This is a genomic window from Pantoea sp. SO10 (genome assembly GCF_005281435.1).
Taxonomy (GTDB): Bacteria; Pseudomonadota; Gammaproteobacteria; order Enterobacterales; family Enterobacteriaceae; genus Pantoea; species Pantoea leporis.
The window spans coordinates 3447614-3461030 of the sequence record NZ_CP040095.1 but is presented as its reverse complement, the minus strand read 5'-3'; the positions used below and the strand labels follow the sequence as shown (position 1 = coordinate 3461030).

At 56.9% G+C, this 13417-nt stretch carries 15 protein-coding genes; 12 read left to right on the top strand and 3 right to left on the bottom strand.

Features of this window, described 5'->3' with window-relative positions; genetic code table 11:
- The first annotated feature begins 80 nt into the window (after positions 1-80).
- A complete protein-coding gene (locus tag FCN45_RS15915) occupies positions 81-989 on the top strand; it encodes a LysR family transcriptional regulator (RefSeq protein WP_137386452.1) in 909 nt (302 codons plus the stop codon).
- Positions 990-1102: 113 nt separating this feature from the next.
- Here the strand turns inward: FCN45_RS15915 and FCN45_RS15910 are convergent, their stop codons facing one another.
- On the bottom strand, positions 1103-2038 hold the full coding sequence (locus tag FCN45_RS15910) for an IS110 family transposase (RefSeq protein WP_137385699.1): 936 nt from the start codon (positions 2036-2038) through the stop codon (positions 1103-1105).
- A gap of 326 nt (positions 2039-2364) precedes the next feature.
- On the opposite strand from FCN45_RS15910, the gene FCN45_RS15905 reads away from it, so the two are divergent.
- The 11 genes from FCN45_RS15905 to FCN45_RS15855 all read left to right on the top strand — a co-directional run bounded on the left by FCN45_RS15905 (position 2365) and on the right by FCN45_RS15855 (position 11722).
- Entirely contained in the window at positions 2365-3324 is a 960-nt protein-coding gene (locus FCN45_RS15905; protein ID WP_210421265.1) for a LysR family transcriptional regulator, read from the top strand.
- Positions 3325-3675: 351 nt separating this feature from the next.
- A complete protein-coding gene (locus FCN45_RS15900) occupies positions 3676-5130 on the top strand; it encodes an NAD(P)-binding domain-containing protein (protein WP_137386450.1) in 1455 nt (484 codons plus the stop codon).
- Complete coding sequence (locus FCN45_RS15895) at positions 5127-5609, top strand: CMD domain-containing protein (protein WP_110867263.1); 483 nt, start codon at positions 5127-5129, stop codon at positions 5607-5609. Before FCN45_RS15900 ends, FCN45_RS15895 begins: the two co-directional genes overlap by 4 nt.
- Positions 5606-6172 (top strand): peroxidase-related enzyme, encoded by a 567-nt coding sequence (locus FCN45_RS15890; RefSeq protein WP_137386449.1) that lies wholly within the window; start codon positions 5606-5608, stop codon positions 6170-6172. The genes FCN45_RS15895 and FCN45_RS15890 overlap by 4 nt, the downstream gene beginning before the upstream one ends.
- Positions 6173-6182: 10 nt before the next feature.
- A complete protein-coding gene (locus FCN45_RS15885; protein ID WP_101761870.1) occupies positions 6183-6920 on the top strand; it encodes an amino acid ABC transporter ATP-binding protein in 738 nt (245 codons plus the stop codon).
- A 20-nt stretch (positions 6921-6940) separates the two neighbouring features.
- Positions 6941-7756 (top strand): transporter substrate-binding domain-containing protein, encoded by an 816-nt coding sequence (locus tag FCN45_RS15880; protein WP_137386448.1) that lies wholly within the window; start codon positions 6941-6943, stop codon positions 7754-7756.
- Between the two features lie 82 nt (positions 7757-7838).
- Positions 7839-8525, top strand: coding sequence for an amino acid ABC transporter permease (locus FCN45_RS15875; RefSeq protein WP_154155525.1), 687 nt, complete (start codon positions 7839-7841; stop codon positions 8523-8525).
- 15 nt (positions 8526-8540) lie between these two features.
- Entirely contained in the window at positions 8541-9233 is a 693-nt protein-coding gene (locus tag FCN45_RS15870) for an amino acid ABC transporter permease (protein ID WP_110867259.1), read from the top strand.
- Between the two features lie 172 nt (positions 9234-9405).
- Entirely contained in the window at positions 9406-9951 is a 546-nt protein-coding gene (locus FCN45_RS15865; RefSeq protein ID WP_137386447.1) for a helix-turn-helix domain-containing protein, read from the top strand.
- Positions 9952-9993: 42 nt separating this feature from the next.
- Entirely contained in the window at positions 9994-11256 is a 1263-nt protein-coding gene (fabF, locus tag FCN45_RS15860) for a beta-ketoacyl-ACP synthase II (RefSeq protein ID WP_137386446.1), read from the top strand.
- Between the two features lie 43 nt (positions 11257-11299).
- A complete protein-coding gene (locus FCN45_RS15855; protein WP_101761875.1) occupies positions 11300-11722 on the top strand; it encodes a MarR family winged helix-turn-helix transcriptional regulator in 423 nt (140 codons plus the stop codon).
- Here the strand turns inward: FCN45_RS15855 and FCN45_RS15850 are convergent.
- Both FCN45_RS15850 and uxuA read right to left on the bottom strand, forming a co-directional pair.
- Positions 11705-12118 (bottom strand): ester cyclase, encoded by a 414-nt coding sequence (locus FCN45_RS15850; protein WP_137386445.1) that lies wholly within the window; start codon positions 12116-12118, stop codon positions 11705-11707. The two genes, FCN45_RS15855 and FCN45_RS15850, sit on opposite strands and share 18 nt — an antisense overlap.
- 198 nt (positions 12119-12316) lie before the next feature.
- Positions 12317-13381: a mannonate dehydratase gene (uxuA, locus tag FCN45_RS15845; protein WP_137386444.1), complete on the bottom strand. Its 1065-nt coding sequence runs from the start codon at positions 13379-13381 to the stop codon at positions 12317-12319.
- Positions 13382-13417 lie beyond the last annotated feature (36 nt).

The window sequence follows — 13417 nt, the reverse complement described above, 5'->3', positions numbered from 1 at the left end:
TTCAGTATGCAGTTTTGCTTTGGCTTATCATCAGATGTGGATTATATAAACTATTTGCATAATCAACGGGTGAGGGGAATGTGGATATAAATCAATTGCGTTGCTTTGTTGCGGTCGGTAAAGAACTGCATTTTGGTCGTGCCGCACAAAAGATGGAAATGATGCCTGCGTCACTTTCTCGCTTCATTCGTTTACTGGAAGAGGACCTCGGCGTGCGTCTGTTAAATCGATCGACGCGTAATGTTTCATTAACTGCCGAAGGCGCGCTCTTTTTTGACGACGCCAGCAAATTAATCGATCAATTTGATGCGCTGGCGAAACGTTTTAAAGTGGGATTAAAAGATGAACGCCGCACATTACGTATTGGCGCGATTGATAGTGCCGCGCGTGGATTAGTTCCGGCGTTACTAAATTTATTTTTTCCGCTGCATCCGCACAGCGATATTCATATTATTGAAGACAAAACCATTAATTTAATTCCGAAATTAAAGTCGGGTTGGCTGGATATGATTTTTATTCGCGAGCCGCAAAGTATTGATGCGTCATTAGCGGTGCGCTTTATCACGCGCGAAAGCTGCGTGCTGGCGGTGCCGATTCAGCATGTGCTGGCGGACCGTGAACGGGTGGCGGTGGCTGATTTTCAACACGAAGCGATGATCATTCCAGACCGGCGCACACGCCCGCACAGTCACGATCTCACCATGAGCCTGTTTAAACTGGCGGGATTCACGCCGCACATCGCGCAGTTTGCTGAAGAGAAGCAAACCATCCTGAGCCTGGTTGCTGCGGGGCTGGGATTGGCGGTGGTGCCCGCCTCGTATCGCACCATGAACAGCGACAGCGTTAGCTATATTGCGCTGGATCTGCCGGAGCAGATTAAAGGATTGCCACTGAGTATTGCCTGGCAAAAGGGCAATGAAGATAGTTTTCTACTGGATATGCTGCGTTTGTTGCGTGAGCATCATGGCGAGTTGACGGAGAAGTTGTGATTTCCCTCACCCTAACCCTCTCCCAGAGGGAGAGGGAACTGGCCGCTGCGGAGTCTAACAATTCCCTCTCCCGCTTGCGGGAGAGCAGCTGTGTTTAAAGTCAATGGATGCCGCTACGCCGGCCTCCATTCTTTATTGTCCCTCAGCATCGCGTTCAAAATGGTTATCAGCTTTCTCACACACGCCGTTATCGCGACTTTAAACACTTTTCCCCGCCCTGTCAGGCGCTCAAAAAAAGCTTTGATTGTTGGGTTGTAACGCACCGCCGTCAGCGTGGCCATATACAGCACCGACCGCACCGCACTTCGGCCGCCCCAGATGCAGCGCTTACCTTTCATTTTTCCGCTGTCGTGCGCGTAAGGGCACACGCCGACCAGCGCACTGATTTTATGACGGCTCAGCGCTCCCAGTTCCGGCAACATTGACAGCAACACAGCCATCGTCGTCGGTCCTATTCCCTTTACCTCTTCCAGAAGCTTAACCTTCTCTTTCCACAGCGGCATCGTTCTTATCTGTCTGTCGATATCGTCATCCGCATCCTTAATCTCCGCTTTCAGCCAGTCAATATGACGCTTGAGGCTCGCCGATATGGCAACGTCATCACAGCTTTTATACCGGTTTATTTCCATCGCACGATTCTCAACCAACTGCCTGCGACGGGTCACCATGCCTGCCAGCCGTTGTGTCTGCTCATCCGGCGTGGCGCGTACTTCCGGCTCCATGCGCCGGCCAAACTCGCAGATGAGGCGCGCGTCGTTTGGATCGGTTTTATGCAGCGTTCCCGTTGCGCGGGCGAAATTTTTTACCAGACGCGGATTGACTACAGCAACGGCAAAGCCCTGCAGCGTCAGCGTGGCGGCCAGCAGCGAGTGATAGCGGCTGGTTGCTTCCATAACCACAAGTTTCACGCGAAGGGCAGACAATACGCTCAGCAGTTGCTGATGACCGTCGGGTGAATTATCGAGATGCAGATAAGTACAGGAAGTATCGATATAAACGTCAAACGTCTCTTTAGCAATGTCGATGCCGATTACAGAGTATTCAGTCATTTCACATCTCCCGGCCTTGTAAGATACGGACTCGCAGAGCGGTCCTGGCAGCTGTTCGGGTTAAGAGAAAAACTGACGTTCCGCCATAAGCTCTCCCGCGGGCTTGATGTCCCAGAGGGCAGACGGGCTGAAACGTCAGGTACAACGCTTTGACAGTGTACCCGCCCGGAGGCGGGTAACTAAGATGACTTTAAACATACAAGGGCCAGGGTGAGGGGCAAAGCGCACTTTCCCACCCTGTGGCTAATTCCCACCACTCTCTCTATGATGGAAACTTTCCCGCGCCAATGTCGGGAACGATCAATGAGTTAGGGAAAAATCGCGCGATGACCATTTTAAACGACATGGATTTGCGGCAGCTGGAAGCCTTTTCGGCGGTGATCTCTGCCGGTAGCGTCACGGCGGCGGCGAAGGCGCTCAATCGCTCGCAGCCGGCGGTGTCGCGTTTGATTCAGGAGCTGGAACAATCGCTGGGTTATCCGCTGTTTATCCGCAACGGGCCGCGCATTCATCCTTCGGAAGAGGCGCTGCAGCTGCATCAATACGTGCAGAAAGCGCTGCTCTCGCTGCAGCAGATTCGCCTGCGCGCGCAGGAGATCGCCCATCAGCAGCATCGTCCGCTGAGCATCGCCGCCACGCCGGCATTGGCGGCGGGTTTGCTGCCGCAGGCGCTGGCCGCGCTGAATCTGCAGAACAAAGTGCAGATCATCAGCGAATCCGCCGTACAGACGGCACATGCGGTGATCACTGCCGAAGCCGATCTCGGTTTATGCAGTTTGCCGCTGGAGCATCACGCGGTGGAGCTGCACTGGATTGGCCAGTCGCAATGCGTGGTGGCGCTGCCAGAGCATGACGAGCTGGCGGCGCAATCTCAGCTGTCGTTGAGCAGCCTGGCAGGACGCCGTTTGATTGCGCCGTGGAGCCCGCAGCGGTTGCGCGGGCGCTACGAAAAGGCGCTGAAAATGGTCAAAACGCCGCTGCACGAAACCATCGAAACCAACTCCTCCGCCAATATTCTTGGCTGCGTGCGCGCCGGGCTGGGCGTGGCGATTCTCGAACCGGTCACCGGTTGGGGCATGCCGCTGGCCGGTGTGGCGATCCGTCCAATTGAGGAGGATATTCCCTACTACTTTGGCGTGATCACGCCGCAGGGAAGACAGATTTCAGCTGCCGCGCAGGCGCTGGTTGAGGCGTTAGCCAGCGCGGCCGCCGATTTGCTGCCGGGTTTTGAGCGTCTGCCCGCCAGCGAGCATCCGCGTATTATGCGGTTGATTAATCAGGATTAAACATCTTACCCCAATCGTATTTTGTAGCGGCGCAATGTTTTGCGCGATAAATCGCGCCGCTACGGAATGTACGTGATTTCAGTCATCAGCCTGCGTATGAAAATCTTCTTTTAAAAGCCTTATAACATTTCCGGCATAAGATATAAGAAATCCATTGGTCAAAAGCTGAGCGCGATTATTGACTCTGTTTTAGGGCAAGAGGATTATGCGAAACCTTAGCTCTTACTATGTGATTTAGTGATTAATGACCATTAACTATGTGTTATCAGGATAATGGAAATGCACAGTCACTGACGCGCTTTGGTGGTTTCGTCCGCACTCTGGCCGCCGCTTATTTCTGGGAAAACATGTATGACTCATGCCGCCGATGGCCTTGCCGCGCTGGAAGCTCAGCTTCAGCAGGATCTGGAATATCTTGAACTACCCGCTAAATCCTGGGTGCCCGAGCGCACGCAGGATGGCGCACCCGTGCGTGACGTGGTGGTGATCGGCGCGGGCATGTGCGGGCTGGCGGCGGTGGCGAAATTGCAGTTCAGCGGCATCAGCAATGTGGTGGCGTATGACGCCGCACCCGCTGGGCTGGAAGGTCCGTGGGTGACCTTTGCGCGCATGGAAACGCTGCGTTCACCGAAATCTCTACAAGGCCCGGCGCTCGGCATGGCGCAACTGACGTTCCGCGCGTGGTTCACCGCGCAGTGGGGCAAAGAAGCCTGGCAAGCGCTGGATAAAATTCCCAAAGCGCAGTGGATGGATTATCTGATTTGGTATCGCAAGGTGCTGAATCTGCCGGTGCGCAACAATGTGCGCGTCACCCACATTGGCTTTGCTGGCGATCTGATTGCGCTCGATGTAAGCGGTGCCGAAACCGGCCGCATTTTTACTCGTCGTTTGGTGCTGGCCACCGGACGCTCTGGTCTTGGCGGCTTCGCCGTGCCGGATTTCCTGCAAGGTATTAGCCGCCAGTTCTGGGCGCACTCCGCCGACGACATTGATTTCGCTGCCCTGCAGGGCAAACGCATCGCGGTGATTGGCGCAGGTGCATCGTCAATGGATAACGCCGCCACCGCGCTGGAAAACGGCGCGGGCGCGGTGGATCTGCTGATTCGTCGTAAGCAGATGCCGCGCATCAACAAAATGACCGGCATTGGCAGTCAGGGCGTGGTGCACGGCATGCATCAGCTGCCGGACGCGTGGAAGTGGAAGTTTGTCGATTACACCGCCACCACGCAAACGCCGCCGCCGCGCTCCTCGACGCTGCGCGTATCGCGTCATGCCAATGCTCGCTTCTTGCTTGATTGCGGCATCAAAGCGGTTAAGCAAGAGGCCGATGGGCTGCTGATCGAAACCACGCAAGGCGCGCTGCGCTACGACTACCTCATTGCGGCTACCGGCTTTAGTAACGATTTCCACGACCGCCCGGAGTTTGCCGCGCTCGCGCCACATATCCGCAGCTGGCGCGACGGACGTTATCAGCCCGAAATGGGCGCGCCGCGAGCCAATCTGCTGGAAGCGCCGGATCTCGGCCCCGCCTTTGAATTCCGCGAACTGACACCAGGCGCATGCCCGCTGTTGGCGCACATTCACTGCTTCAACGATGCCGCGATGCTGACGCACGGCAAAGTCTCCGGCGATATCCCGGCGGTGAGCGCCGGTGCCGATCGTCTGGTGCGCGGCATTACCGCTTCGCTGTTTGCCGAAGACGTCGAGCAGCATTACGCCAACTTACAGGCTTTTGACATCCCTGAATTGCAGGGCGATGAATGGGTGGATTCCACGCCCTTACTCAACCAGGAGAACGCGCAGTGAGTGACGCAATTGATCGCGCAGTCGGCTTAAACGCTGAAGATGCGCTGTACGGCACGCGCCGCCTGCGCCCGGAATTTGTTGACGGCGCGGAGCAGTGCCGCATCTCGGTGCTGGCACCCAACGACGATCAGGGCTTAGCGCCGGATGTGCGTTTAGCGCTGGCGCAGCGCATGGCGCAGCTGAATAACGATGCCGCGCTGCAACAGGATTATCAGACGCAGCTGGCGGCGTTGCAGCCGTCAGAGGCGCTGCTGGCGCTGGCGGCAGGCGCCACCGATCTGCCAGAACCGCTGGCGACCATCGCGCGCCACGCCGATCTCATTACCCAGCAGCCAATGCACGCCACCGAGCAGCACATTCGCCTGCTGGAGCAAGCCGGATTGAGCAATTCACAGATTGTGGCGCTCTCCGAGCTGATCGCTTTTATTAACTTCCAGACGCGCGTCGCGGCCGGATTACGTTTGTTGAGGTCTGCATGATTCCGTCGGTTAATCTCAAGCCGCTGCACTGGCATCCGTATATCGCGCCGGTTGAGGTAGAGGAGGCCACGCCCGCGCAGCTCGATGCGATGAAAGTGACGCCATCGAATAAGAAGATCTCCGAATATGTGCGCACGTTAGCGCACGATCCCGACAGCTACGTGGCGCGTACCGTGCTGTTCAACGCCATTATGTATGTCGATGGCGGGCTGGATCGCGCGGATCGTGAACTCGGCGCGCTGGGCGCGTCGATCGTTAACGGCTGCAAATATTGCGCGGTGGTGCATGCGCGTCGCCATGCGCAGCTGGCGGAGAGCGATGCGGTAGTGAGCGCCATCTACTTTGATCGTGCGGATGTGCTCGGTGAGCGAGATGCGGCGATCTACCGTTTTGCCCGCCGCCTGTCGGTGACGCCGTCAGAAGCCAGCGTCGAAGATATGGCGGCACTGCGCGCGGTCGGCATGAACGATCAGGAGATTATCGATCTGATCCACGCCATCGCCATTTTTGGCTGGGCCAACCGTCTGATGCATGTGCTTGGCCATGCTGACCTGCACAAATAAGGGCTGCTGCATGTTAGAACTCAACGATATTACGCTCTCTTACGGCAGCACGCCGATTCTGAAAGGTGTCGATCTGTCGGTGAAACGCGGCGATGTGGTGTCGATCATCGGGCCAAGCGGCACCGGCAAAACCACGCTGCTGCGCTGCATTAACTATCTGGCGAAACCGGCGTCGGGCACCATTCAGCTCGATCAGATCCGCATGGATTATCAGTCACCGGATAAAGCGGCGATCCAGGCGATCCGCCTGCGCACCGCGATGGTGTTCCAGCAGTTCAACGTGTTCAAAAACATGACGGTGCTGGAAAACGTGATGGATCCGCTGATCGTCATTCAACGCAAAAGCAAACAGCAAGCGCGCGATATCGCCGTGCAGGAGCTGGAGCGAGTGGGATTGGGCGCCAAACTCGATCACTATCCGTCGCAGCTTTCCGGCGGTCAGCTGCAGCGTACCGGCATCGCCCGCGCGCTGGCGGTGCGTCCTGATGTGATGTTGTTTGATGAACCGACCTCATCGCTCGATCCGGAGCTTGTGGGCGAGGTGCTGAAAGTGATTAAAGATGTGGCGTCCTCCGGCATTACCTCGCTGCTGGTGACGCACGAAATGCAGTTCGCCAAAAGTATCTCGAACCGCATCGTCTTTATGGATCAGGGCGTGGTGGCCGCGCAGGGCAGCCCGACTGAGATGTTTGATAATCCAACCCTGCCGCGACTTGCTCAGTTCCTCAATTCAGAACGCGTATTCTAATAATTAAAGGAATCAACGACATGCCTGCAATCAAAACCACTTTACGTCGCCTGGCCGCGCCTGGCATCATCGCGCTGGCACTCATCAGCGGTAACAGCTTCGCCGACGCGGTGCGCACCATCAAAATCGCCACTGCGGCGGAGTCTAAACCGCTGTCGTGGGGCGCGATTGGTCACGAGCCGCAGGGCTACGAGCCGGACGTGCTGAAAGCCATCAACGCTAAACTGCCGCAGTACAAATTTGTGATGGAAGGTGCGGCGGATATCGCCCAGGAAACGGGCCTCGCCACCGGCAAATATGACATGGCGACCGGCGGTTATTACAAAGCGCCAACGCGCAGCAAACAGTTCCTGATCCCGGATGCGCCGATCGGTGCCAGCCTGATGAAGATCTACAGCCGCAGCGATAGCCCCATCAACAGCATGAAAGATCTGGTCGGCAAGAAGATTGTGCCGGTTACCGCCGGCGGCGGCGTGTACAAATTCGTGACGCAGTGGCAGCAGGACAACCCGAACGACAAAGTTGAGATCAAAGCTTCGAGCGCTGGCGTGCCTTATCCGGATCGTCTGAAAGAGGTGCAGCGTGGCAAATATGATGCGCTGATCCTGCCTTCGAACCTCGGCGAGCAAACGGTGATCGACAACCAGAAACTGGCGATCAAAGCCAGCGAGCCGGTTGCCATCAACAACACTTACGTGCTGATTCACCGTTCTGCCGAAAACCAGGCGCTGAACGATGACATCAACAAAACGCTGCAACAGCTGAAAGCGGACGGCACGCTGGATAAGCTGGCGCAGAAGTGGTTTGGCGAAGACGTCACGAAGTACATGAAGTAAGGACTCACTAAAGCTGCGCCCGGTGCTGAGCCGGGCGTTGCTTCATTGTTAGCAGGAGTGTTTCACCGTGAATCTGACTTCGATGATTCCTGAGCTGCTCTCGGCGCTGCCGTTGACGCTTGGCATAATGTTTGTCGCGATGATCGTCGGGTTCTTCCTGGCGCTGATCGCCACCGTGTTCCGCGTGCGCCGCATCCCGGTTATCAGCCAGTTTGTGGATTTGTACGTCTCATACGCGCGCAGCGTGCCGGTGGTGCTGCAGCTGTTTGTCGCGTTTTATGGCTTGCCGCTGGTGGCCGAGCAGTTTGGCTTCAGCGATTTTGTCACCGCCAACATCGCGGCGATGATTGGCCTGAGTCTGTATCACGGCGGTTATCTGTCGGAAGTGATGCGCCCGGCGTTTCTCGCCGTGGAGAGCGGCCAGCATGACGCCGCCGACAGCATGGGCTACAGCTTCCGCCAGAAAATGCTGCGTATTGTCGGTCCGCAAGCGGTGCACTATGCGCTGCCGGGTTACGGCAATGCGATTATCTATCTGATTCATAACGTGGCGCTGGTGATGTACATCGGTGCGGCGGATGTGATGGCGACCGCGCATCTGATCATGGAACGCGACTACAACCAATATCAGTTCGGCACTTATCTGGTGCTGGCGGTGCTCTATTCGCTGCTGTGCGGCGTGGCCTGGTTGATTATCCGTTTCTTCGAACAACGTCACGCGAAGTACAGCTCGAAAACTGCTGCACGCGTCAAATTCACCAGCGTCTGATAAGGGAGAGAAACCATGTTTGATCTTGAGGTTTTACTGCCGGACTTCTGGAGCATTCTCGATGCGGTGCCGGTGACGCTGCTGATGGCGGTGACGGTGTTTATCTGTTCAACGCTGCTCGGCGGGCTGTTTGCCTTTGTTGAACATCGCCGCCTTCCGGTGCTGCGTCAGTTGGTGATCGCCTACAAAATTGCCTTTAAAGGCGTGCCGATGGTGGTGGTGATTTTCCTCGCCTATTACGGTTTGCCGCCGGCGCTGGATTTCGTCGCCACGCTGTTTGGCGTGAAAGTGAATGCGCACTCGCTGCCGAACTGGGTGATCATCATCGTCGCCCTGAGCGCCTGCGTCGCGGCGTTTCAGGCGGAAGTGTGGAAGGGCGCGCTCAACTCATTTGATAGCGGACAATCGGATGCAGCGCTGTCGCTCGGTTACAGCGGCGGCCAGCTGTTCCGCCGCGTAATGTTCCCGCAGATTATCGTGGCGGCGATTCCTGATCTGGCGAACGCCTTTATGGTGATCATGAAAGCGCTGTCGCTGGCGTTTGCCATCGAAGTGGTGGATATCTTCGCCCAGGCGCAACTGACCGCGGCGCTGAATTTCTACTATCTCGAAGCCTTCCTGGTGGCGGTGGTGTTTTACATGGTGATTGCCTATGTGGTGACGAAGATCGCCGATAAGATTGAGGCGAGATTGCGGGTACGGACCTGACCAAATCCGCGCGATAAATCGCGCCGCTACGATCAAGTGCGCCCAACCGTAGCGGCGCACTTTATTGTGCAAAGAAGCCACCGCCAAATCACTTTCACTCTGCAAGTTACTTGCAAAATGAAAGTCACTCTGCAACAGTATCCGCCATCAAACCGATGCGGGATAGCTAACCTTGAAAAACCAAACGCTCCACAACATGCCTTGTCCCATCGCGCGCAGCCTTGGGCGCATTGGCGATGGCTGGAGCATACTGATTATGCGCGATGCGCTGGCCGGTTTTACGCGCTTCGATGAGTTCCAGAAAAGCAGCGGTGTAGCGCCCAACATATTGTCGCGGCGGCTGAAAGAGCTGGTGAACGATGGCTTGCTGGAGAAGGTGTGTTACAGCACCAGCCCGGCGCGCTTCGAATATCACCTGACGGCCGTCGGTCGCGATTTTCGCGGCGTGATTCTGGCGCTCACCGAGTGGGGCAGCACGCATTTCTCGCCGGAAGGTCGCCAGATGCAACTGGTGGAAAGCGCTACGCAGCGTCCGGTGAAGATGCAGCTGGTCGATAGCGAAAACGGCCAGCCGCTGACGCTGGATAACTATCAGATGGTGCCCGGCCCGGCAGCGGAGCCGATGATGCACTATCGCCATGATTATCTGCAGAAAAAACGCGCTGGAGATAACACCCAGAAATTTGCGCCGCCGCCGCTGCACCAGCCGCAGTCATAACGCTAACGCGCAAGTAAGCATCCGCAGATTAAGGAATGAAAAATGAAACGAATTGTCATTACCGGCATGGGGGTGGTATCGCCGCTGGGCTGCGGCACGGAAGCGGTTTGGCAGTCGCTGCTGGCGGGAAAATCGGGCATCAGCGCCTTGCCGCCAGAGATGGTGCAGGACATCGCCTGCAAAGTGGCGGGACAGGTGCCGACGCTGGAGCAGGATCCCCAGCACGGTTTTAATCCCGACGGCATTATCGCCGCCAAAGATCGCAAGAAAATGGATCGCTTTATCGAGTTCGCGCTGGTGGCGGCGCATGAAGCGCTGACGCAGGCCAGCTGGTTCCCGCAGGACAGTGCGCAACAGCAGCGCACCGCCACGGTGATCGCCACCGGCATCGGCGGCTTTAACGAAATCGCCAACGCGGTTGAAACCACCGCCGAGCGTGGGCCGCGTCGCTTGTCGCCGTTTACCATTCCTTCGTTTCTCGCCAATCTGGCCGCCGGACACGTTTCGATTGCACACGGTTTTCGTGGGCCAATTGGCGCGCCGGTAACCGCGTGCGCGGCGGGTGCGCAGGCGATTGGTGATGCGGCGCGCTTGATTCGCAGCGGCGAAGCGGATATTGCGCTGTGCGGCGGCACCGAAGCGGCGATCCATCGCGTGAGCCTGGCCGGATTTGCCGCAGCGAAAGCGATGTCGGGCAGCTTTAACGATCGTCCAGAGCAGGCTTCGCGTCCGTTTGATCGCGACCGCGACGGTTTTGTGATGGGTGAGGGCGCGGGATTGCTGGTGATTGAATCGCTGGAACATGCGCAGGCGCGCGGCGCGACACCGCTGGCGGAGCTGGTGGGTTACGGCACCAGCGCGGACGCTTACCATCTCACCGCCGGCCCGGAAAATGGTGAAGGGGCACGCCGGGCAATGGAAACCGCGCTGGCGCAGGCGGGCATTACGGCGAGCGAGGTGCAGCATATCAATGCACATGCTACGTCGACGCCGGTCGGCGACAAGGGCGAACTGGCAGCAATTAGCTCACTGTTCGCTGGCAGCAAGGTAGCGATCACCTCCACTAAATCGGCCACCGGACATCTGCTCGGTGCGGCGGGCGGTGTGGAAGCGATCTTCTCGATTCTGGCGCTGCGCGATCAGGTTGCTCCGCCGACGCTCAATCTGCAGCATGCGGATGAAGCGGCTGTTGGGCTGAATCTGGTGGCACTCAAGCCACAGCCGACGGCAATGACCTATGCGCTTTCCAACGGTTTTGGCTTTGGCGGCGTGAATGCCAGTTTGTTGTTTAAAGCCTGGCAATAGGTTTCCTATAATGGACCGACGATAGCGCGCAGGAATCGCCCCTTTGAGCACTGAAAATGAAACCCAGCAGCTGGCGGAAGAGCTCCGTAAGATGGTCAGTCATTTGGTACGTAACGTCCGCGTCAGCACCGCGACCGTGCGCACCTCGCAATATGAAACCTTAGATCTGCTCGACAGCCATGACGCGCTTTCTATCGCCGATCTCGCGCGGCTGCGCGGCGTGAAGCATCAAAGCATGCGATTAGTGATTAACGAACTCGAGGCGCAAGATTTGGTGCTGCGACAAAAAAGCGCGCAGGACGCGCGGGCGCAGGTGATTGTGCTGAGCGATCAGGCGCGCGCTGCGTTGGCGGCCGCACGTCAACAGCGTGCCGACTGGCTTGCGGCGCGCATCAATGAAACACTCGACCAGCAGGATCGCGACGATCTGCAAAAAGGGCTGGCTGCGTTACGCAAACTGCTTTAACTGCGTTATCACCGCCGCCAGCGTGTTCATGCCCCAATGTTCCGCGTATTTTCCCTCTTCAATTCGCACCATATCGATCACCGCGATCGTTACGGGTAAACCGGTGGGCGCGATGCCCATCAGCGATCCGCTGTGAACGCCGGTTATTGTTTTGCGCGTGGTGACCCAATCGCGCTCGGCGATTTGATCTTCAACGTGCACCTGAAGATGGGAGAAAGCGGGGCGCAGGATCTGATCGAAGGTGTGCCAAAGACTTTCGCGATCGCTGGGCGCGCCGGCTGGCGCTGAGCGGTTAATGAAGTTTTCGCCGACGAGCTGATCGAAAGCCTGGCGATCGCCTTCGGCAATCACCTGCTGATTGAAACGACGCACAACGGCTTTGTTATGTTCTGACATGGTGATTCCCCGCTGAATATGTACAGTTTGACTGTATATATTTAACGGCAAGTGGGGAAGGCGAGTTTGTCAGGTTGTGCGGTGATTATGGTGCGCGCTGATGCCCTCACCCCGGCCCTCTCCCACGGGGAGAGGGAGCAAAAAGTTCCTCTCCCGCTTGCGGGAGAGGGTTAGGGTGAGGGACAAAGCGCACCCAACTCAGCGCTTACTCAGCGCTTCCCACAATCCCAGCAGATAGGTGGTGCCTAGCGCGCGGTCGTACAAACCGTAGCCCGGACGGCCGGTTTCGCCCCAGATAAAGCGGCCGTGATCCGAACGGATGTAGCCATCAAAGCCGTTGTCATACATCGATTGCAGCACTTTATACATATCCAGCGAACCGTATTCGGTTGGGTGCGCGCATTCGTAGAAATCTTTATCCCGAATAATCTTGATGTTACGCACATGGGCGAACGGAATACGTTTGCGGCGCGAGAACTCCGCCAGAATGGCGTACACATCATTACTCGGATCTTCGGCAATCGATCCGGTACATAGCGTGATGCCGTTAGCCTCGGAATCGACCACGTTACAGATCCAGTCGAGATCGTCGCGGTTCTTCACCACGCGCGGCAGGCCAAAAATCGAATACGGTGGATCGTCCGGGTGGATCGCCATCTTCACGCCCACTTCTTCACATACCGGGATCACCGCTTTCAGAAAGTAAGCGAGGTTTTCACGCAGCTTAGCGTCATCAACATCTTTGTATTGGGCAAACAGATCCTGCACTTTTGCCAGACGCTCCGGTTCCCAGCCCGGGAGGGCGAAACCATTGGCGTTGCCCAGCACTTCCTGCACCACTTCGTCGAGGCTCTTATCAATGCCTTTCTTCTCGAACGCCATGGTGAGCGAGCCGTCTGGCAGCACGTAGTTCATGTCGGTCTTCATCCAGTCAAACACCGGCATGAAGTTGTAGCAAATCACTTTCACACCCGCTTCGGCCAGGTTACGGATGCTCTGCTGATAATTTTCGATGTAACGATCGCGGCTTGGCAGACCGATTTTGATGTCGTCGTGAATGTTGACGCTTTCGATCACTTCCACGGTCAGCCCGGCGGCATGCACCTGCTCAACCAGCGCGTTAATTTTCTCTTTCGGCCAGGTTTCACCTACCGGCACGTCATACAGCGCGCCCACGACGCCGCGCACGCCCGGCACCTGACGAATATATTCCAGCGAAACTTTATCTTCTTTCGGACCAAACCAACGCATTGTCAGCTGCATAATGTCATCCACCGTTATCGTGTCTGTGATAACTGA